Raw genomic sequence first — 20,937 nt, forward strand, 5'->3', positions numbered from 1 at the left:
GCCGCACGCCGTGGGAGCCTCAGGACCGTCCGCCCTGCCGACGCCTCCGGCACCGGCTGCACCGGCTCCGGGAGCACCGTTCACTCCGCCCGCGCCTGCGCCCGCTCCGGGCGCCCCTTTCACGCCCCCCGCGCCCGCGCCCGGTACGCCGTTCACGCCTCCCCCGCCGCCGTCCGCCGGGCCGGCGGGCGTGCCCCGACTTCCGGTGGGCAGCGGGTTCGAGCCGCAGCGGCCGGAGGCGGAGAAGGACGAGGAGCGGGACTCCGCTCCGTCCGGTGCGTCCGCTTCCCCGACGGCCGTACCGAGCATGCCGGTCGGTCAGGTCCCGTCGCCGTCGCCCGAGCCGCAGGCCGGCCCGGCGCCCGCGGAACCCGCTGAGCCGGCCGAACCGTCGGACGGCCTCGGCCTCGACAACGGCGACTTGGAGAGCGGGGCCACCATTCGCTTCTCCGCCGCCGCGTTGAAGCGGGAGATCGCCGAGCGCGAGGCCGAGGAGACGGCAGCGGCGGACTCCGAGACGGAGGGCGTGGAGGCCGAGGGGGCGTCAGAAGGCGTCGCGGCGACGGATGTCGGCGAAGAGGCTTCGGGCACCGGTGCCGAAGCCGGCCTCGACGCGGACTCCTTCGGTCCGGCGGATGCCGAGGCCGTCAAGGACGACGCGGTGGCCGAGGAGGACGACGAGTCCCCGGTGGCCGACGTGCGGGACGACACCGCGGAGGCGCAGCCGGAGGCCGCGCCCGCGGACACCGTGCCGTCCGACGACGTGCTGGCGGACGGCAACGGTCCCGTGGACCGCGACGGTCCCGTGGACGAGGACATGCCGGCGGCGGACCAGGCAGCGGCGGCGGACGAGCCCGCCGACGCCGCACCGGTGAGCGCCGAGGCGGAGCAGGACGACGAGGCGCAGGTCGACACCGAGCCGGAGGACGAGGCTCCCGCCGGGGCGGACGACCAGGCCGACGAACCCGAGGACGCCGTTCCGGGGCCGGTCGACGCGGTTCCGCCCGCCGGGCCCGCCGCCGTGCCGCAGATGCCCTCGGCCCCGCCCGCGTACCCCGCCGCCCCGCCGTCGGCCGGTGACTGGTCCGTGCAGCCGCCGCAGCAGCCGGCACCGCAGGGCGGCGTGCCCGCACAGCAGCCTCCGTTCCAGCCGCAGGCGCCGCAGCCCGCGCCCGCCGCCTGGAACCCCCCGCCGGTCCCCCCGGCCCAGCCGACTCCACCCGCACCGCCGGCCGGGTACGGGTTCCCCCAGCCGGGCGCCCCCACGGCCCAGCCCCCCGCACAGCCGCAGCCTCAGCCGGATGCGCCCGCACCCCAGGCCGGGTACGGGTTCCCGCCGCCGGGCGCGCCGGTCCAGCCCTCGGCGCAGCCGCAGCCGGGCGTGCCCGCTGCCCAGGCCGGATACGGGTTCCCGCCCGCCGCTCCGGAACCGCAGCAGGGCGGGCCCGCCACTCCCTCCACACCCGCCCTGGACCAGCCGCAGGCACCCAACCCGCCCGCGCCGCCCGCCGGTTACGGCTTCCCGCCCGCCCAGCAGCCCGCGCCTCAGGCCGGTTACGGCTTCCCCCAGCCGGGCGCCCCCGCAGCCCAGCCCCCCGCACAGCCGCAGCCGCAGCCGGGTGCGCCCGCACCCCAGGCCGGGTACGGGTTCCCGCCCGCAGGCCCTGGGCCGCAGCAGGTCCAGCCGTCCACTCCCTCCGCGCCCGCGTCTGAGCAGCCGCAGCCACAGACCCCGGCCGCTCCGGAGCAGCCGCAGGCACCGAACCCGCCCGCTCCGCCCGCCGGTTACGGCTTCCCGCACGGTGGGGCGGCGGCCGCTCCAGGGGCCCCCACTCCCCCGGCGCAGCCGAGCGGTTACGGCTTCCCCCAGCAGCCGCAGTACCAGCAGCCCGCCGCGCCCGGACAGCCACAGGCGTCTCAGCAGCCGCACCCCGGTGTCCCGCCGCAGGCGCAGCCGCCTCAGGCGCAGCCCCCGCAGCAGCCCGTCGATCCGCGGACCGGGACGGCGTGGCCGCAGCCCGTCCAGCACGACCAGCGGCAGCCCACCAACCCCGGTGCCGCGCCGCTCGGTTACACGGCCGCCGTCGAACTGTCGTCGGACCGGCTGCTCAACAGCAAGAAGCAGAAGGCGAAAAGCAGCCGTCCCGCGTCCGGCGGGTCGCGGTTCAAGCTGGGCGGCAAGAAGGAGGAGGCCGAGCGGCAGCGGAAGCTGGAGCTGATCCGCACGCCGGTGCTGTCCTGCTACCGCATCGCGGTCATCAGCCTCAAGGGCGGCGTCGGCAAGACGACCACCACCACCGCTCTCGGCTCCACGCTCGCCACCGAGCGGCAGGACAAGATCCTCGCGATCGACGCCAACCCGGACGCCGGCACGCTCGGCCGCCGCGTCCGGCGCGAGACCGGGGCCACCATCCGTGACCTGGTGCAGGCGATCCCGTACCTCAACTCGTACATGGACATCCGGCGGTTCACGTCGCAGGCGCCCTCCGGTCTGGAGATCATCGCCAACGACGTCGACCCGGCCGTGTCCACGACGTTCAACGACGAGGACTACCGGCGCGCGATCGACGTGCTCGGCAAGCAGTACCCGATCATCCTCACCGACTCCGGCACCGGTCTGCTGTACTCCGCCATGCGCGGGGTGCTGGACCTGGCCGACCAGCTGATCATCATCTCCACGCCGTCCGTGGACGGTGCGAGCAGCGCCAGCACCACGCTGGACTGGCTGTCGGCGCACGGGTACGCGGACCTCGTGTCCCGGTCCCTCACCGTCATCTCCGGCGTGCGCGAGACCGGCAAGATGATCAAAGTCGACGACATCGTGGCGCACTTCGAGACGCGCTGCCGGGGTGTGCTCGTCGTCCCGTTCGACGAGCACCTTGCCGCCGGTGCCGAGGTGGACCTCGACATGATGCGGCCCAAGGTGCGGGAGGCGTACTTCAACCTCGCGGCGCTGGTGGCGGAGGACTTCGTGCGGCACCAGCAGTCGCACGGCCTGTGGACGTCCGACGGCAACCCGCCGCCGGTCGCCGCGCCGCCCCTGCCGGGCCAGGCGGTCCCCGGGCAGCCGATCCCCGGCCAGGGCGCCCCGGGCCCGTACGTGCCGGATCAGGCCGTCCCCGGCCGGTCCGCCCCGGGGCCGTACCCGCAGCAGCCCCAGCAGCCGTACCAGGGCCAGCCGTACGCCCACCCCGGACAGCAGGGTCACCCTGGACAGCCGGGTAACCCGGGTCAGCCCCCCGCCCAGCCCGGACAGCCCCCGGCCCAGCCCGGGCAGCCACCCGCCCCGCAGGGACACCCCCAGGCTCAGCCGGCGCAGCCCTACCCGCAGGCGCCTGGTCAGCCGTATCCCCCGCAGCCGGGGCACCCTGGGCATTCCGGTCCGCAGCAGTAGGGCCGGCGCCCCGGACGACCGCGCCCGCACGTGACAGCGGCCCCCTTCGAGGGGCCGCTTTCGCATGCGCGGCCGAAAAACGCCGTCAGCCGCTGGCCAGCAACGCGTCAGTGGTCTCGACCAATGGGTGCAAACATTGCGTCAACTCGTCGTTTCCGCAGGCCACATGGGGTGCCCGCGCCGTTGACGCCCACAGGTGCCGCTGATAGACACACTCATCACTCATCTGATCAACCCCGTCCTTCCCGTGCGAGTGATGACGCGAGGTCTGCGACCCATGGACACGAACGATCAGTACGGCGGTCACCACCGCACAGCCGGCCGGGCCCGGCTCGTCGTGGCGGCCGGTGCCGCGGCGCTGGCGCTCAGCGCCGGGCTCGCCACTCCGCTCAACCCCGCCCCGCAGCAGGCCCGCGCGGCCGACGACGGCGGCAGCACGCTGACCGTGGCGGTGGCGCAGAGCGTCGATTCGCTCAGCCCTTTCCTCGCGGTGCGGCTGCTCAGCACGAGCATCCACCGGCTCACCTACGAGTACCTCACCAACTACGACCCGAAGGACAACCACGTCATCCCGGGTCTGGCCACCAAGTGGGAGTCGTCGCCCGACAAGCTGACCTGGACGTACACCATCCGTCCCAACTCCACATGGTCGGACGGGAAGAAGGCCACCGCCGAGGACGCGGCCTGGACGTTCAACACGATGATGACGGACTCCGGCGCGGCCACCGCGAACGGCAGCTTCGTGGCCAACTTCGAGAAGGTGACCGCGCCCAGCCCCACCCAGCTGGTCATCAAGCTGAAGAAGCCGCAGGCCACCATGACGGCGCTGGACGTGCCGATCCTGCCCAAGCACGTGTGGGAGAAGGTCGACGACTTCTCGAAGTTCAACAACGACAAGGACTTCCCACTGGTCGGCAACGGGCCGTTCGTGCTCACCGACTACAAGCCGGACAGCTATGTGCGCCTGAAGGCGAACAAGGACTTCTGGCGCGGGTCGCCCAAGTTCGACGAGTTGGTCTTCCGCTACTACAAGGACCAGGACGCGGCCGTGTCGGCGCTGCGCAAGGGCGAGGTGTCGTTCGTCGCGGGCTCGCCCTCCCTCACGCCCGCCCAGGCGGACTCGCTCAAGGGCGAGAAGAACATCAAGGTCAACGACGCGCCGGGACGCCGCTTCTACGCGCTGGCCACCAACCCGGGCGCGCGGACGAGGAGCGGCGAGAAGATGGGTGACGGTCACCCCTCGCTGCTCGACCAGCGGGTGCGCAACGCGCTGTTCCGGGCGGTGGACCGCAAGACCGTCATCGACAAGGTGTTCCAGGGGCACGCCGTGGAGGGCGCCGGCTACATCCCGCCGCGCTACGCGCAGTACTTCTGGGAGCCGGAGGCCGGGCAGGAGCTGGCGTACGACCCGAAGGAGGCGGCGCGGCTGCTCGACCAGGCCGGTCTGAAGCTCAACAGCGCGGGCAAGCGCGTCGGCAAGGACGGCAAACCGATCGTCTACCGGGTGCTGTGCCACGCGACCGACCCGAACGACAAGGCGATCGGGCAGTACCTCCAGGAGTGGTGGGGTGACCTCGGCATCGGAGTCACGCTCAACTGCCTGGACAACGTGACCGATCCCTGGCTCGCCGGTGAGTACGACCTTGCCTTCGACGGCTGGTCGGTCAACCCCGACCCCGATTTCGTGCTCTCCATCCACACCTGCGCGGCGCTGCCCGCGACACCGGAGGAGACCGGCGCGACCGACAACTTCATCTGCGACAGGACCTACGACGAGCTGTACGACCGGCAGCTCGCCGAGTACGACCCGGACAAGCGGGCCGCCCTCGTCCAGCAGATGCAGTCGCGGCTGTACGACCTCGGGTACATGAACGTCATGGCGTACCCGAACGCCGTCGAGGCGTACCGCACGGACCAGATCGAGTCGATCACCACGATGCCCGCGGCGGCCGGCAACATCTACGGCCAGGACGGCTACTGGAGCTGGTGGTCCGCGGTGCCCGCGGACTCCGCCGACGGCGGCGGCGACTCGTCGTCGACCGGCGTGGTGATCGGCATCGTCGCGGGGGTCGTGGTGCTCGCCGGACTGGGCGTGTTCGTCGCGTTGCGGCGACGGGCCACGGCCGAGGACCGCGAGTAGGCGGCGAACGGCACCCATGACCTCCGACGCACCCTCCGCATCCGTCGGCGGGACCACGGGAGCGGCCGCCGGTCCGGTGAAGGACGGGCCGGCCGCCTCCCGTGGGCCCCGCCGGGGCGGTCTCACCGGCGCCTATCCGCGGTACCTCGCGGGCAAGCTGACCGGGGCGGCCGTGTCCCTGTTCGCCGTCCTCGTCACCAGCTTCTTCCTGTTCCGGCTGATCCCCGGCGACCCGGTGAAGTTCATGACCGGTGGCCGTCAGGTCTCGGCCGAGCAACTGGCCGCCTACCGGGAGCAGTTCGGGCTGGACCTGCCGTTGTGGCAGCAGTTCACCGACTACTGCGGCAAGGCGCTCACCGGTGACCTGGGCACCTCGTACCAGTTCAACGCGCCCGTGCTGGACAAGATCACGGAGGCGCTGCCCAACACCCTGCTGCTCACCGGCACCGCCTTCGTGATCTACACGGTGCTCGGCATCGTCCTCGGTACCCGCTCGGCGTGGCGGCACGGGCGGCTCGGCGACCGGGTGAACACCGGCCTGGCGCTGACTTTGTACTCGCTGCCCTCGTTCTGGCTGGGGCTGCTGCTGATCATCACGCTGTCGGTGGGGATCGGACCGGTGCCCGGTCTGTTCCCGACCGGGGGCATGGAGTCGGGCGGCGAGGAGGGCTTCGCGTACGTACTCGACGTGGCGCACCACCTGGTGCTGCCGGTGCTGACGCTGGTGGCCGTGGAGTACGGGCAGACGCTGCTGGTGACGCGGTCGGCGCTGCTGGACGAGATGGGCAGCGACTACCTGACCACGGCACGGGCCAAGGGCCTGCGCGACGACCTCGTGCGGCGACGTCACGCGGTGCCCAACGCGCTGCTGCCGACCGTCACCCTGATCTTCATCAACCTCGGCCGGACGGTGGCCGGTGTCATCCTCGTGGAGACGGTGTTCTCCTGGCCGGGGCTGGGCGGGCTGTTCTACCAGGCGCTCAGCGTGCCCGATCTGCCGCTGGTGCAGGGGCTGTTCTTCGTGTTCGCCGCCGCGGTGATCGTGATGAACACGCTGGCCGACCTGATCTATCCGCTGTTCGATCCCCGGGTGGGCCGATGACGACGGAGAAGACCCCGCCTGTGCGGGGCGCGGGGCCGCGGGCCATGGCGTGGCAGCGGCGCCGGGCCTCGGCCGCGCGGTTCTGGCGGCAGTACCGCACGCACCGGGCCGGGCTGTTCGGCCTGGGCGTCCTCACGCTGTTCGTGCTGCTGGCGCTGACCGCGCCGTTGCTGGTCGGTTCGGACGTCGCCGACGTGACCGACGCACCGGGCGCCCCGCTGGAGGACCCGAGCGCCGAACTGCCCCTCGGGGCGGACCGGTTCGGGCGGGATCTGTTCGGCCTGGTGATCTGGGGCGCACGGGTGTCGCTGCTGGTGGGGCTGCTCGCGGCGGTGCTGTCGGTACTGATCGGCACGGTGATCGGGGTGACGTCGGGGCACTTCGGGGGATGGTTCGCCACGGTGATCATGCGGATCACCGACTGGTTCCTGGTCATGCCGACCCTGGTGCTGGCGATCGCCCTGGCCACCGTGATGTCCCGCTCGCTGCTGACGATCGTCGTGGCGATCGGGGTGACGACCTGGCCGACGACGGCCCGCCTGGTGCGGGCGCAGACGCTGGCCGTGGAGACACGGCCGTACATCGAGCGGGCGCGGGCGCTCGGCGGCGGACACTGGCACGTCATGAGCCGGCACGTGCTGCCCAACGTGATGCCGCTGGTGCTCGCGCAGACGACGCTGATCATCTCCTCGGCCATCCTGGCGGAGGCGACCCTGGCGTTCCTGGGGCTCGGCGATCCGACGGTGGTGTCATGGGGCGGGCTGCTCCAGGACGCCCGGGAGGCGGGGGCGATCAGTGCCGGGCACTGGTGGTACCTGGTGCCGCCGGGCATCGCCATCGCCGTGGTGGCGCTGGCGTTCACGCTCTGCGGGCGGGCCGTGGAGTCCGTCCTCAACCCCAGGCTGGGGGTGGCCCGTTGAGTCTGCTGGACGTCAGGGGGCTGACGGTCACCTACCCGGGCGGCGCGGCCGCGGTGCGCGGGGTGGACCTGCGCCTGGAGGCGGGCCGCAAGCTGGGCATCGCCGGGGAGTCGGGCTGCGGCAAGTCCACCCTCGCGCTGGCGCTGCTGCGCCTGCTGCCCGCGGGGACCCGGGTCGGCGGCGAGATCCTGCTGGACGGCGAGGACGTACTGGCCATGAAGTGGGGCCGGGTCAGGGCGGTCCGCTGGGCCGGGGCGTCCATCGTGTTCCAGGGCGCGATGCACAGCCTGAACCCGGTGCGCCGCATCGGCGACCAGATCGCCGAGCCGATCCTGCTGCACCGCAGGGCCACAGCGGCCGGGGCCCGGAAGCGGACCGGGGAGCTTCTCGAACACGTCGGTCTGCCGGCCGCCCGCGCGTCGGCGTACCCGCACGAACTGTCCGGCGGTCAGCGGCAGCGCGTGATGATCGCGATGGCGCTGGCCTGCGACCCGCGGCTGATCATCGCCGACGAGCCGACGACCGCGCTGGACGTGATGATCCAGGCGCAGATCCTGCGGCTGATCGAGCAGCTGGTCGCGGACCAGGACGTCGGCCTGATCATGATCAGCCACGATCTGGCGGTCCTCGCCGGCACCTGCGACCGGCTGGCGGTGATGTACGCGGGCCGGGTGATCGAGGAGGGCCCGGCGGGCCAGGTGTACGAGGCCGCCCGCCACCCCTACGCCCAGGCGCTGTCGGCGGCGTTCCCGCGCATCGGTGACCCGGCGTCGCGCTTCGCACCGCGCGGTCTGCCGGGTGACCCGCCGGACCCGACGGCACGGCCGTCCGGCTGCGCCTTCCACCCGCGGTGCCCGGTGGCGCTGGACTCCTGCGCGACCGACGACCAGCCGCTGCGGGACGCGGGTGCGGGCCGGCGGGCCGCGTGCGTGCGGGTGACCGACCGGGACGACGGCACGGCCGGCGGCCCGGACCCCCTGGAGGAAGCGAGGCCCAGCACCCCATGACCGGCTCCCCCCTGCTCAGCACCCGGGACGTGCACATCACCTTCCCGGGCCGGCACGGCGCCCCGGACGCCCGCGCCGTGGACGGTGTCGACCTGGACATCCGTCCCGGTGAGATCGTCGCCCTGGTCGGCGAGTCCGGCTGCGGCAAGACCACGCTGGCCCGCGCCCTGCTGGGGCTGGTCGAGCCCACGGCGGGCCGGGTGACCTTCGACGGGCGGCCGCTGGAGTACTCCGGCCGCTCCCTGAAGGCGTACCGGCGGCGGGTCCAGCTGGTGCTGCAGGACCCGAGCGGCTCGCTCAACCCGCGCCACACCGTGTACGACGCGGTGGCCGAGGGCCTGCGCATCCACGGCCACCGGGGGGACGAGCGGGCCGTGGTCGCGGACGCCCTGTCCCGGGCCGGACTGCGGCCTCCGGAGCGGTTCTTCCTGCGCTATCCGCACGAACTGTCCGGCGGTCAGCGGCAGCGCGTGGTGATCGCGGGCGCGCTGGTGCTGGAGCCTGAACTCCTCGTCGCCGACGAGCCGGTGGCCTCGCTGGACGCGTCGGTGCGCGGGGAGATCCTGGCGCTGCTGCTGCGGCTGCGCGACGAACTCGGCCTGTCCGCCCTGGTGGTCACGCACGACCTGGGACTGGCCTGGAACATCGCCGACCGGGTGGCGGTGATGTACCTGGGGCGGATCGTGGAGACCGGCGCGGTGGAGCAGGTGCTCACGGCGCCCCGGCACCCGTACACGCGGGCGCTGCTGTCCGTGCTTCCCGAAGCCCCCGGGGAGCCGGTGGTGCTCACCGGCGAGCCGCCCGACCCGGCCCGGATCCCCTCCGGCTGCCGCTTCCACGCGCGCTGCCAGGTGCTGGCGAGCGGCGAGGCGGAACGGGCGGGCGTGGCCCACGCCTGCCGCTCCACGGACCCAGGCGTCCTCGACGGCACCGACACACCCCAGGTGGCCTGCCATTGGGCCCACGCGACGGAGGGCGAAGGGGTCCGGCAGGGGTGACGTGCGGCTGCGTGGTCCGCCTCGCGCGGTGACTGAGGTGACGTCGGGCGCACGATGCCCTAAGTTCTCGGCGGGAGGGCAGGTGCGGTGGACATCACGGTGCAGTGGGTCAAGACGTCCTGGACGAAGCAGTCACGGGGCGGGGACGCCGCTGCCCGCAGGAACGCGGCACCGGCCGGGTTCCCGCTGGTGCGGGTGCCTTCCGACTTCGCCCACACCGTTCGGATGGTCGAGGACGACGGCTTCGAGCCCCGATCGAGCCACGTACGCCTTCGCGAGGTCGGGGTCAGCCTGCGGAACGAAGGTGACCGGCTGCGCGTGCACGCCCGTGTGGAACCGCTCTTCGGGCTGCCGCCCCGGCCGCGCAGACCGCCGGCGGTCCGGCTGCTTCCCGGGCAGTGGGTGCGCTGGCAGTTGAACTACCGGTTCTCCAGCGCCGCGGGCGTCCGCGGCTGGTCGTACTGGCTGGACACGTTCAACGTCGCCTACGGTCCCGCCGACCGCGACGTCTTCCTGTCGGAACCGACCGTGGTCGTCGACGAGTGCGGGCCGGTGCGCTAGGACGGCTTGGACCCGCTCCCGGGGTGCGGAGGCGGGGGCGTTCGCTCAGGCCTTCTCGGCCGCCGCCACGAGGGTCTTGCAGCGGGCGACGTCCTCGGCCATCTGCTCGAGGAGCGCGTCGAGGGTGTCGAACTTCGCCTGGCCGCGTACGAAGGCGAGGAAGTCGACCGCGACGTGCAGGCCGTACAGGTCGAGGCCGACGCGGTCGATGGCGTACGCCTCGACGGTCCGCTCGGTGCCGTCGAACTGGGGGTTGGTGCCCACGGAGATCGCGGCCGGCATGGCCTCGCCCTGCGCGTGGAGCCAGCCGGCGTACACCCCGTCGGCGGGGATCGCGGTGTGCGGGAGCGTCTCGACGTTGGCGGTGGGGAAGCCGAGGTCACGGCCGCGCTGGGCGCCCCGGACGACGACGCCCTCGACCCGGTGCGGGCGGCCCAGGATCTCGGCGGCGCCCTCGACCTGGCCCTCGGTGACCAGCCGGCGGGTGAGGGTGGAGGAGAACGGCTCGCCGCCGCCCGCCTCGCCGCTCACGTACAGGTCGACGACCTCGACCTCGAAGTCGTACACCTTGCCCTGCTCGGCGAGGAACCGCACGGTGCCCGCGGCCTTGTGGCCGAAGCGGAAGTTGGGGCCCTCGACGACGGCCTTGGCGTGCAGCTTGTCCACCAGCACCTTGACCACGAAGTCGGCCGGGGACAGTTTCGAGAACTCGGTGGTGAAGGGCAGGACCAGGACGGCGTCCACGCCGAGGTCGGCCATCAGCTCGGCGCGCCGGTGGTGCGGGGCGAGCAGCGGGGGGTGGCTGCCGGGTCGGACGACCTCGCTGGGGTGCGGGTCGAAGGTGACGACGACCGCGGGGACGCCCAGGGCGCGGGCCCGCTCCACGGCGTGCCGGATGATCAGCTGGTGACCGCGGTGCACTCCGTCGTAGGAGCCGATGGTGACGACGCTGCGCCCCCAGTCCTGGGGGATGTCCTCCAAGCCACGCCAGCGCTGCACTGTGACTGCTCCTTGTCGAAACCTTGTCGGACGAACCCGAGTCCGTGGACTTCTCTGCGCAGCTCTAAGGGTGCCATGCCGGGTGCCGTCGGCTCGCATCGGCATGGGTGCTGTGTGACGACGCGCACGCGCCGGGTGGCGTCAGACGGGCACGACCACGCCGGTGAGCTCGTCGATCACCTCCCGGGTGCCGGCCCCGACCAGCGGTCCCCACACGTGGGGGGCGTCGGTCAGCCAGCCGGCCACGGCCGCCGCGAGTCCCGGCACGTGCCGGGCCAGGTCGGCGAGGGCCAGGTCGAAGCGGGCGGCGCCCTCGGGCGTGCGGACCAGGAGCAGTGCCGTGCGGTGGACGAGCACCCGCAGCTCGGGGCCGGTGTTCCGGGCGGCGGCGCGCAGGACCGCGTCCAGGACACCGGCGTCGGTCTCCTGGGCGAGCAGCGTGTCGAGCAAGGCTCGGCGCAGCGGGCGGGAGGCGGAGGTGCCGGGCGCGGCGAGAACGTCGGCGAGGGCCAGCCGCAGCGGCTGGGGGCCGTCGTCGAGCAGCTCGGTGAGCAGCAGCCGGAGCACCGCGCGCGCGGCGGGCCCGAGGTCGAGGCGCCGGTCGGCGTACCCGGCCACACAGCCGGTCAGCTCGGGCCGCCGTACGACCGCTTCCCGGACGACGGCCGCGACCGGCCGGGCCAGGGCGGGGGTGGCGGCGTCGCCGAGGGCGCGGACGGTCTCGTCCGCGTCCGCCCCCTGCGCCAGCCTGGTGCGGAACGCGTCGAGCACGGGCTCCGGGTGGGTCGTCAGGGCGTCGGTGAGGGCGCTCGGCGGGAAGTGCGGGTCGCCGGCCGCGAAGCGGTCCAGGGCGCGCGCGAGGTGCCGGTCCCTGCTGTTGGGGTCGCGGACCAGGAGGGCCAGGGCACCGCCGTGCAGCGCGCGGTCGGCGGTGCGGACGAGGACCGCGAGCGCGGCGTACCGCAGCAGGGTGCGGTCGCCCAGGTCGCGGGCGTACGGCGCGACCCGCAGGCCGTGGGTGACGGCCGCGGCCCGGCGGGCGGGGCGCGGGTCCTCCGCCCAGCGGTCCACGGCCCGGCACATCGCGCCGGGCTCCTCCTCGGCCAGCACGGTGAGCAGTTCGTCGGCCCGCCGGTGCGTACTGTCGACGAGCGCCTCGGTCAGCGCGTCCGTGGCGGCGTGGCGGTGGGTGTGCAGCAGCGCCTGCGCGGCGGTCGCCACGGTGGCGTGCGGGGTGGCGGGCAGCGGCCGCTCGTCGTCGAACCAGCGGACCAGGTACGGCAGTACGGTCACGGGGTCGGCGGTGAGGAGGGCGGCGGCGGCGTCCAGGAAACGGGGGCCGCTCTCGCACGGGGGTCCGTCGGCCAGGACCAGGCGGCGCAGCAAGGCGCACCGCGTCTCCACCGGCAGCCGCAGCGCGGTCCAGAAGGCGGGCCCCAGTTCGTCCGGGACCGTGCGCCGCTGCTCCCGCCAGGCCACGACGCGGTCGGCGAGCAGTCGCAGTACGTCCGTGTACGGGCCGGCGTCGGGTACGCGGGCGAGGGTGCCGGTGAGCAGGCGGGCGGCCCACCAGGAGCCGGGGTCGGCGTCCAGGGCGTGCGTCAGGTCCGCCAGCCGGGAGGCGAGCCTGGGCCCGCCGTGCCGGCGGGCGAGGGACAGCAGGGCCTGGACGACGGGACCGATGCGGTGGCGGGGCACGGGGCCGGTGTCGGCGTCGGGGGCGTGCACGAGGGTGTGCAGGGCGCCGTCCAGGTCGAGGTGGCCCCCCTGGAGCCAGTCGGCGAGCTCCTGGTGGGCGAAGCGGTAGCCGTCCCCGGCGGGGACGAGGAGCCCCTCGACGAGGACGGCCTCGGCCCATCCGACCGGCTCGCCGTCCCGGTCCGTTCCGGTGCCGGACCCGGCGGCGAGGACGGCCTCGGCCCCTCCGGCCCACTCGCCATACCGGTCCGTACCGGTGCCGGCGGCGTACCGGGCACCGGCCCCTCCGGCCTGATCACCGCGCCGGTCCGGGCCAGTTCCGGAACCCGCGGCGAGGACGGCCTCGGACCACCCCACCAGCTCGCCGTGCCGGTGCGGGTCGCCGCCGGGACCGTCGGCGTACCCGGCGCCGGCCCCTCCAGCCGGCTCACCGTGCCGGTGCGGGCCAGTTCCGGACCCGGCGGCGTACCCGACCGCGGCCCGCCCCGCCGGTTCGCTGCGACCGGGGTGCCGGTGCTGGCCGGTGTCGGGCCGGCGTGGCGAGCCGGCGTCAGCCCATCCGGCCGGCTCACCGTGCCGGTCCGGGCCGGTGCCGGGGCCAGCGGCGTACCCGGGCTCCGGGAACAGTGCCTCGAACGTCTCCCGGTCCAGCGCGCCGTCCTCCGTGCCGAGGCAGTGGCGAGCCGCCTCGTGCGCCTTCCCGGCGGCCCGGGCGGCCAGGCGGCGCACCGCGGTGCCCCGGGCACCGGTGCCACCGGCGAGGCGCCGGGCGATGCGCAGGCACGTCAGGTCAAGGTGCGCGGTGAGGACGCCGTCGCGGTCGACGGGCCCCTCGGGCGCCGCTCCGGCGAGGTCGGACCGTACCTCGGCGAGCATGCGCAGGGTCAGCGGGTGGGCCGCGTCGGCGTCGGTCAGGGCGCCCTCCGGGATACCGAGCCGGGCGCGTGCCTCGCGCGCCTCGTCCGCCGTGAGCTCGCCGAGGTGCACGCGCGGCGGGAGTCCCTCGGGGCCCGCTCCGCCGTGGTGCGGCGGGACGGCCGGCAGGCCCGCCTCCTCCGCGTACTCGGCGCCGCAGGACACCAGCAGGCGGGCGCCCGTCTCCGACAGCCAGCGCATGGTGCCCTCGGTCCACGCGGCGCGCCGCCGGAACAGGCCGGACGGCATGTGCTCGGCGTCGTCGAGGAGCAGCAACAGGGGGCGCCCGGCGCTGTGCGCGAGCCCGGCGAGGCGCTCCGGCGCGAGGTCGCCGACGTCCTGCGGGGGGAACGGCATCCGGGCGACGACCTCGGCGGCGGCCCGCTCCAGGGCGCGCCGGGCGGCGTCGGCGACCGAGGTGTCGTCCGCGCGCAGGTCGGCTCCGCGCAGCCAGAGCGTCGGCAGCCCCTCGCGGTGGCGTCGGTCGGCGAGAGCGGCGAGTTCGGTGCTGCGGCCGCTGCCGGGCGGCCCGACGAGGCCCACGACGGCGGCCGTACCCCGCTCGACGGCGTGCAACCGCGCGCGTACGGCGTGCCGTTCGACCGGCTCGACGGGCGTGGACGGCGCGTGGAGTGCCACCGAGGCGGCGGTCAGCCCGACCAGTCCGGCGAGGTTGAGGTCGGTGCCGTAGGCGGGGACGGTGGCCGCGTTCGCCACGAGCAGCGCGGCCAGGGCCGGCGCCGTGGGGCGCAGGGGGACGGCGAAGCCGACGTCGGAGACGGCGGTGCGCAGAGCGGTGCCGAGGACGCCGACGACGGTGCCGGTGGCGGGGTCGAGCACCGGGCCGCCCGCGGCTCCCCCGCCGAGCCGCAGCGCGTCCCGTCCGGCGGTGCCGACCGCCAGCTCCAGGGCGCCGTGGACACGGTGGGTGCGGTCGGTGGCGGTGTACGTCACCGAGGCCGTGCCCAGTACCCGTGCCTCGCGCCAGCCGCCTGCCGGGATCCGTACGTAGGCGCCGGTGCGGACGGCACCCCGGGAGGTGACCGGCAGGGGGGCGATGCCGAGGTCCCCACCGCGCACCAGGGCCAGACCGAGGTCGGGCAGCGGCGTCACGGCGTCGGCGGTCACGATGCTGTGGCGGCCGTCCGCGCCGTGCAGGACGAGCCGGGGCAGCCCGTCGACGGTCTCGTGGCTGGTGATCACCGTGCCGCGGCGGTCGGCCACGAAGCCGGTGCCGCGCGGGCGGCCGGCCAGGTCGTGGAGCGCGACAAGGCCGGGGTCCGCGTCCCGGACCCGCTCGAGGGCGTGCCCGCCCTGGAGTGCCGGCTCCCCTCGGAAGCGGTCGAGCGACGGCATCCTGGAGCCTCCTGCCGTGCCGTACCTGGTGCCTTGCCCGCGACATTAGGCGCCAGTTGATCAGCGGCACAGATCGGTCGGCGAACGCGCCCCCTTGCGCTCCCCCGCTTCACTCCGAGCGCCCGTGCATGCGGGTGAACGGAGGGGGGTCGGTGGACAGACCCTAGGGGTGGGGGAACCGAGGGGGACCGTGGAGCGGCGGCATGTCCATCCCCGTGACGCCGCTCCACGGGCGGAATCCGCGCGCCTTCGCGAACGCAGGGTCCCTGGCCCTTCGCGGCTGCGGCGGCCCGTGGCGCGCCTCAGACGAGGAGTCGCCCCCGCCGCCCCTTCCCGTCCCGACCCTGGGGGCTGCGCCCCCCGGCCCCCCTTGTCGGCCCTGGCGGGCCTCGTCCTCAAACGCCGGACGGGCTGTGATCAGCGGCGGAGCCCCGGGAAGGGGCTCACGTCGCGAAGACCGCCAGGCTCTTGGCCTTCCCCCGGTGCTCCTCCACCAGCGCCAGGAACCGCTCCCCCGGTCCGAAGACCGCCACGGCGCCCCGTCCCGCGTACTCCTCCGGCATCTCCAGGCGGACGCCGTTCGTCAGCAGCTTCGCCCGGCGCTCCTCCACGTCCCAGCGCGGGAACGCGGCCGCGGCGGCCTCGGCGATCGGCATGACCGTCAGCTTCTCCTGGAGCTCGTCCAGCGTCTTCGCCGCGTCCAGCCGGTACGGGCCGACGCGGGTCCGGCGCAGCGCGGTCAGATGGCCGCCCACACCCAGGCCGGCGCCCAGGTCACGGGCGAGGGCGCGGATGTAGGTGCCGGAGGAGCAGACGACGGAGACCACGAGGTCGAGCACCGGCGTGCCGTCCGCGGCGACGGCCTCCCGCACGTCGTAAACGGAGAAGGACGACACGGTGACCGGCCGGGCGGGGATGTCGAACTCCTCGCCCTCCCGGGCGCGCTTGTAGGAGCGCACGCCGTCGATCTTGATGGCGCTGACCTTGGACGGCACCTGCATGATGTCGCCGGTCAGCTCGGCGATCCCGGCGCCGACGGCCTCGCGGGTCACCCCGGAGGCGTCGGTGGAGGCGGTGATCTCACCCTCGGCGTCGTCGGTGACCGTGCTCTGGCCGAGCCGGATCGTGCCGAGGTACTCCTTCTCGGTCAGCGCCAGGTGGCCGAGGAGCTTGGTCGCCCGCTCGACGCCGAGGACGAGAACGCCCGTCGCCATCGGGTCGAGGGTGCCGGCGTGGCCGACCCGCCGGGTGCGGGCGATGCCGCGCATCTTGGCGACCACGTCGTGCGAAGTGAAGCCCGACGGCTTGTCCACGATGACAAGGCCGTCGGGCGTGGTGGGCTTCTGGGTCATTCGGCGGTGTCGTCCGTCTCGTCGTCTTCCGGCTTGCGGTACGGGTCGGCCCCGCCGGCGTACGCGGCGCCCGCGGACGCCTCGCGCACCGCGGCGTCGGACTGGCGCGCCTTGTCGAGGAGGTCCTCGATGGCGCGGGCCGTGTCCGGCAGGGCGTCCATGACGAAGGTGAGGGTCGGCGTGAACTTCACGCCCGCCGCCCGGCCCACCTCGGAGCGCAGGACACCCTTGGCGCTCTCCAGGCCGGCCGCGGCCGCCTGCCGCTCCTCGTCGTCCCCGTACACCGTGTAGAAGACGGTCGCCTCCCTGAGGTCACCGGTGACCCGGGTGTCCGTGATGGTGACGTGCGAGCCGAGCCGCGGGTCCTTGATCCCGCGCTGCAGCTTCTGGGCCACCACCTCTCGGATGAGGTCCGCCAGCCTCTTGGCGCGCGCGTTGTCGGCCACTGGTCCGTCTCCTTAAGTGCTTAACGTCTTGCTTCAGTCTTCGTCGCTGTGGAGCCTGCGTCGAACCGAGAGCAGTTCCACCTCGGGCCGCCCGGCGACCAGCCGCTCGCAGCGGTCCAAGACGTCGGTGAGGTGGTCCCATTCCCCGGAGACCACCGCCAGGCCGATCTCGGCCCTGCGGTGCAGGTTCTGGTTCCCGGTCTCCGCCACGCTGACCGCGTACTTCCGCTGCAGTTCGGCGACGATCGGACGGACGACGGAGCGCTTCTCCTTGAGCGAGTGGACGTCGCCGAGGAGCAGGTCGAAGGACAGAGTCCCCACATACATGTGTGCATCCGGATGTCCCGCCGGCTCGGGATAGGCATCTCCCCGGTCCGGGCGGAGCCGCCCCGTGGGGAAGGGCACCGCCGCTGCGGCACCGATACGGGAACCGTACACGCAACGGCCGGGGCCGATCGACGGAAATTCGCTTCCGCCGACCGGCCCCGATCGCGTGCTGCTGCGGTCAGACGCGCGGCTTCTCGCGCATCTCGTACGTCGCGATGACGTCGTCGACCTTGATGTCGTTGAAGTTTCCGAGGTTGATACCGCCCTCGAAGCCTTCGCGGATCTCGGTGACGTCGTCCTTGAAGCGACGCAGACCCTCGATGTTGAGGTTCTCCGCGATGACCTTGCCGTCTCGGACGAGACGCGCCTTGGTGTTCCGCTTGACCTCGCCGGAGCGGATGAGAACACCCGCGATGTTGCCCAGCTTGGACGACTTGAAGACCTCGCGGATCTCCGCCGTACCGAGCTCGACCTCCTCGTACTCCGGCTTGAGCATGCCCTTGAGGGCCGCCTCGATCTCCTCGATCGCCTGGTAGATGACCGAGTAGTACCGGACGTCCACACCCTCGCGCTCGGCCATCTGCTGCGCACGCCCGGCGGCGCGCACGTTGAAGCCGATCACGATGGCGTCGGAGCCCATCGCCAGGTCGATGTCGGACTCCGTGACCGCACCGACGCCGCGGTGCAGGACGCGGATGTCGACCTCTTCGCCGACGTCCAGCTGGAGCAGCGAGGACTCGAGGGCCTCGACCGAACCGGAGGCGTCACCCTTGATGATCAGGTTCAGCTGCTGGATCTCGCCGGCCTTGAGCACCTTGTCCAGGTCCTCCAGCGACACGCGGCGCGTGCGCTTGGCGAACGCGGCGTTGCGCTCACGGGCGGCGCGCTTCTCGGCGATCTGACGGGCCGTACGGTCCTCGTCCACGACGATGAAGTTGTCGCCCGCACCCGGGACGTTGGTCAGGCCGAGGACCTGGACCGGCGTCGAGGGTCCGGCCTCGGCGACGTTGTTGCCGTTGTCGTCGAGCATGGCGCGCACGCGGCCGTAGGCGTCGCCCACCACCATCGTGTCGCCGACCCGCAGGGTGCCTCGCTGGACGAGGACGGTCGCCACGGCACCGCGGCCGCGGTCGAGCCGGGACTCGATCGAGATGCCCTGCGCGTCCTGCGTGGGGTTGGCACGCAGGTCGAGCGAGGCGTCCGCGGTGAGGATGACGGCCTCGAGAAGGCTGTCGATGTGCAGACCCTGCTTGGCGGAGATGTCGACGAACATGGTGTCGCCGCCGTACTCCTCGGCCACGAGGCCGTACTCGGTCAGCTGACCGCGCACCTTGGTCGGGTCGGCGCCCTCGACGTCGATCTTGTTGACCGCGACGACGATCGGGACCTCGGCCGCCTTGGCGTGGTTGAGCGCCTCGACCGTCTGCGGCATGACGCCGTCGTTGGCCGCGACGACCAGGATCGCGATGTCGGTCGACTTGGCACCGCGGGCACGCATGGCGGTGAACGCCTCGTGACCCGGGGTGTCGATGAAGGTGATCTTGCGATCCTCTTCGTTGACCTCGGTCGTGACCTGATAGGCACCGATGTGCTGGGTGATGCCGCCGGCCTCGCCCGCGATGACGTTCGTCTTGCGGATGGCGTCGAGGAGGCGGGTCTTGCCGTGGTCGACGTGACCCATGACGGTGACGACCGGCGGACGGACCACCAGGTCCTCCTCGTCGCCCTCGTCCTCGCCGAACTCCAGGTCGAAGGACTCGAGCAGCTCGCGGTCCTCCTCCTCCGGGCTGACGACCTGAACCGTGTAGTTCATCTCGTCCGCGAGGAGCTGGAGCGTCTCGTCGGAGACGGACTGGGTCGCGGTGACCATCTCGCCGAGGTTCATCATGACCGCGACGAGCGACGCCGGGTTGGCGTTGATCTTCTCCGCGAAGTCGGTGAGCGACGCACCGCGCGACAGGCGAATGGTCTCGCCGTTGCCGCGAGGCAGCATCACGCCGCCGACCGACGGGGCCTGCATGGCCTCGTACTCCTGGCGCCTCTGCCGCTTCGACTTGCGACCGCGACGCGCGGGACCGCCGGGACGGCCGAAGGCGCCCTGCGTGCCACCGCGGCCACCGGGACCGCCGGGACGGCCACCGAAGCCGGGACGGCCGGCGAAGCCGCCGCCACCACCAGGACGACCGGCACCGCCGCCGCCACCGGGACGACCGGCGAAGCCGCCGCCGCCACCGCCACCCGGACGGCCGGCGAAGCCGCCGCCGCCACCGGGACGACCGCCGCCACCGCCGGGACGACCCGCACCGCCCGGACCGCGGCCGCCGGGGCCACCGCCGGGACGCGGGCCGGCAGCGGGACGCTGCGGCATCATGCCGGGGTTGGGACGCGGACCGCCGGGGCCGCCGCCGGGACGGGGACCGCCCTGCGGACGGGGCATGCCGCCCGGAGTGGGACGCGCACCGCCCGGAGCCTGCGGACGGGGACCGCCGCCCTGGCCGGGGGCCTGGGGACGGGGACCGGCGCCGGGGGCACCAGGACCGCCGGGACGCTGGCCCTGCGGGCGCGGGGCCTGCGGACGGGCCATGCCGGTGGAGCCACCGGACGTGAACGGGTTGTTACCGGGACGCGGACCGGCCGGGCGGGCACCCGGACGCGGAGCGCCGCCACCGGGACGCTGACCCTGGCCTGCCGGACGGCCCTGGCCGCCCTGACCCTGACCCTGGCCCTGACCGGCGGGACGACCCCCGGGCTTGGGCGCACCGGGACGGGCGCCGCCGGGCTTCGGGCCGGACGGAGCCTGGGCCGCGGCGGGCGGGGCCTGGAACTCCGGAGCGGCCGGGGCCGGACGCGGCGCGGGGCGCGGGCCCGGCGTCGGACGCTGACCCGCGGGGGCCGGCGCGGGCGCCGACGGAGCCGCCGGCGGCTGGGCCGCGGCGGGCTTGGGTGCGGCCGGCGGCTTGGGAGCAGCCGGACGGGCCGCCTGCGCCGGAGAGGGCGCCGCGGGCCTGGGGGCAGCCTTCTTGGGCGCGCCGGGCTTCGCGGCGGACTTGCCGTTGCCCCCGCCCTGCTGGAAGGCGTCAGTCAGCTTGCGTACTACGGGCGCTTCGATCGTCGAAGACGCCGAACGGACGAACTCACCGAGTTCCTGGAGCTTGGCCATGACGACCTTGCTCTCTACACCGAACTCCTTGGCGAGTTCGTAGACCCGGACCTTAGCCACTTCGCTCCTTTGAGGTCCGGGTTGCGTCCGGACCGTCGCTAGTTCATGGGCGTACTCATCGCGTACTCATCGAGTGCTCATCGCAATCTCGACCTGCTTTCGACTCGCGAGGTACCAGGCCGTACGGGGGTTTCCGTACGGCAAGTTCTTACGTGTTGCCTGTCAGTCGGCACGGAGCCACTGCTCAGCAACCTTGTGCCTGCTCGACGTAGTGGCGCAACGCCTTTACGTCGAGCGGTCCCGGGACGCGGAACGCCCGCGGGAACGCCCTTCGGCGCACCGCCTGGTCGAGACAGACCGGTACGGGGTGTACGTACGCACCCCGGCCGGGCAGCGTACCGCGTGGATCCGGGACGCACGCGTCCTCGATCACCACGATCCGCAGCAGCTCGCCCTTGACCGCTCGCTCGCGGCACCCCACGCAAGTGCGTTCGGGGCACACGCCAGCCTGTGTCCGGCCAGACACTCCTCAGTCTACCTCCCCGGACCGACCTCACCCCTC

General features: G+C 73.8%; 14 protein-coding genes. 7 read left to right on the forward strand and 7 right to left on the reverse strand.

Features of this window, described 5'->3' with window-relative positions:
* The first annotated feature begins 307 nt into the window (after positions 1-307).
* From B100_RS0132365 to B100_RS0132395, 7 genes are all read left to right on the forward strand, one after another.
* Positions 308-3,394, forward strand: coding sequence for a MinD/ParA family ATP-binding protein (locus B100_RS0132365; RefSeq protein ID WP_486585755.1), 3,087 nt, complete (start codon positions 308-310; stop codon positions 3,392-3,394).
* Positions 3,395-3,671: 277 nt separating this feature from the next.
* Positions 3,672-5,534: an ABC transporter substrate-binding protein gene (locus B100_RS0132370; protein WP_024888493.1), complete on the forward strand. Its 1,863-nt coding sequence runs from the start codon at positions 3,672-3,674 to the stop codon at positions 5,532-5,534.
* Between the two features lie 16 nt (positions 5,535-5,550).
* On the forward strand, positions 5,551-6,636 hold the full coding sequence (locus B100_RS0132375; RefSeq protein ID WP_024888494.1) for an ABC transporter permease: 1,086 nt from the start codon (positions 5,551-5,553) through the stop codon (positions 6,634-6,636).
* Complete coding sequence (locus B100_RS0132380; protein ID WP_024888495.1) at positions 6,633-7,556, forward strand: ABC transporter permease; 924 nt, start codon at positions 6,633-6,635, stop codon at positions 7,554-7,556. The genes B100_RS0132375 and B100_RS0132380 overlap by 4 nt, the downstream gene beginning before the upstream one ends.
* The gene (locus B100_RS0132385; protein ID WP_024888496.1) at positions 7,553-8,563 is read left to right on the forward strand and encodes an ABC transporter ATP-binding protein; all 1,011 of its coding nucleotides are present in this window, start codon (positions 7,553-7,555) and stop codon (positions 8,561-8,563) included. The genes B100_RS0132380 and B100_RS0132385 overlap by 4 nt, the downstream gene beginning before the upstream one ends.
* Complete coding sequence (locus tag B100_RS0132390) at positions 8,560-9,561, forward strand: ABC transporter ATP-binding protein (protein WP_024888497.1); 1,002 nt, start codon at positions 8,560-8,562, stop codon at positions 9,559-9,561. Before B100_RS0132385 ends, B100_RS0132390 begins: the two co-directional genes overlap by 4 nt.
* Before the next feature lie 87 nt (positions 9,562-9,648).
* On the forward strand, positions 9,649-10,122 hold the full coding sequence (locus B100_RS0132395; RefSeq protein ID WP_024888498.1) for a hypothetical protein: 474 nt from the start codon (positions 9,649-9,651) through the stop codon (positions 10,120-10,122).
* Positions 10,123-10,167: 45 nt separating this feature from the next.
* Here the strand turns inward: B100_RS0132395 and B100_RS0132400 are convergent, their stop codons facing one another.
* The 7 genes from B100_RS0132400 to B100_RS36170 form a co-directional block, all read right to left on the reverse strand.
* On the reverse strand, positions 10,168-11,121 hold the full coding sequence (locus tag B100_RS0132400) for a bifunctional riboflavin kinase/FAD synthetase (RefSeq protein WP_024888499.1): 954 nt from the start codon (positions 11,119-11,121) through the stop codon (positions 10,168-10,170).
* Positions 11,122-11,262: 141 nt separating this feature from the next.
* On the reverse strand, positions 11,263-15,090 hold the full coding sequence (locus tag B100_RS0132405) for a serine protease (protein WP_024888500.1): 3,828 nt from the start codon (positions 15,088-15,090) through the stop codon (positions 11,263-11,265).
* A gap of 443 nt (positions 15,091-15,533) precedes the next feature.
* Positions 15,534-16,442 carry a tRNA pseudouridine(55) synthase TruB gene (truB, locus tag B100_RS0132410; protein ID WP_024888501.1) on the reverse strand — a complete coding sequence of 303 codons (909 nt, stop codon included), beginning with the start codon at positions 16,440-16,442 and terminating at the stop codon, positions 15,534-15,536.
* A complete protein-coding gene (rbfA, locus tag B100_RS0132415; RefSeq protein WP_024888502.1) occupies positions 16,439-16,888 on the reverse strand; it encodes a 30S ribosome-binding factor RbfA in 450 nt (149 codons plus the stop codon). The genes truB and rbfA overlap by 4 nt, the downstream gene beginning before the upstream one ends.
* Positions 16,889-16,921: 33 nt before the next feature.
* Positions 16,922-17,215: a DUF503 domain-containing protein gene (locus B100_RS0132420; protein ID WP_024888503.1), complete on the reverse strand. Its 294-nt coding sequence runs from the start codon at positions 17,213-17,215 to the stop codon at positions 16,922-16,924.
* Between the two features lie 178 nt (positions 17,216-17,393).
* A complete protein-coding gene (gene infB / locus B100_RS36165; RefSeq protein ID WP_078541315.1) occupies positions 17,394-20,435 on the reverse strand; it encodes a translation initiation factor IF-2 in 3,042 nt (1,013 codons plus the stop codon).
* A gap of 184 nt (positions 20,436-20,619) precedes the next feature.
* Positions 20,620-20,901, reverse strand: coding sequence for a YlxR family protein (locus B100_RS36170; RefSeq protein WP_078541316.1), 282 nt, complete (start codon positions 20,899-20,901; stop codon positions 20,620-20,622).
* Positions 20,902-20,937 lie beyond the last annotated feature (36 nt).

Source organism: Streptomyces sp. CNH189 (assembly GCF_000527195.1).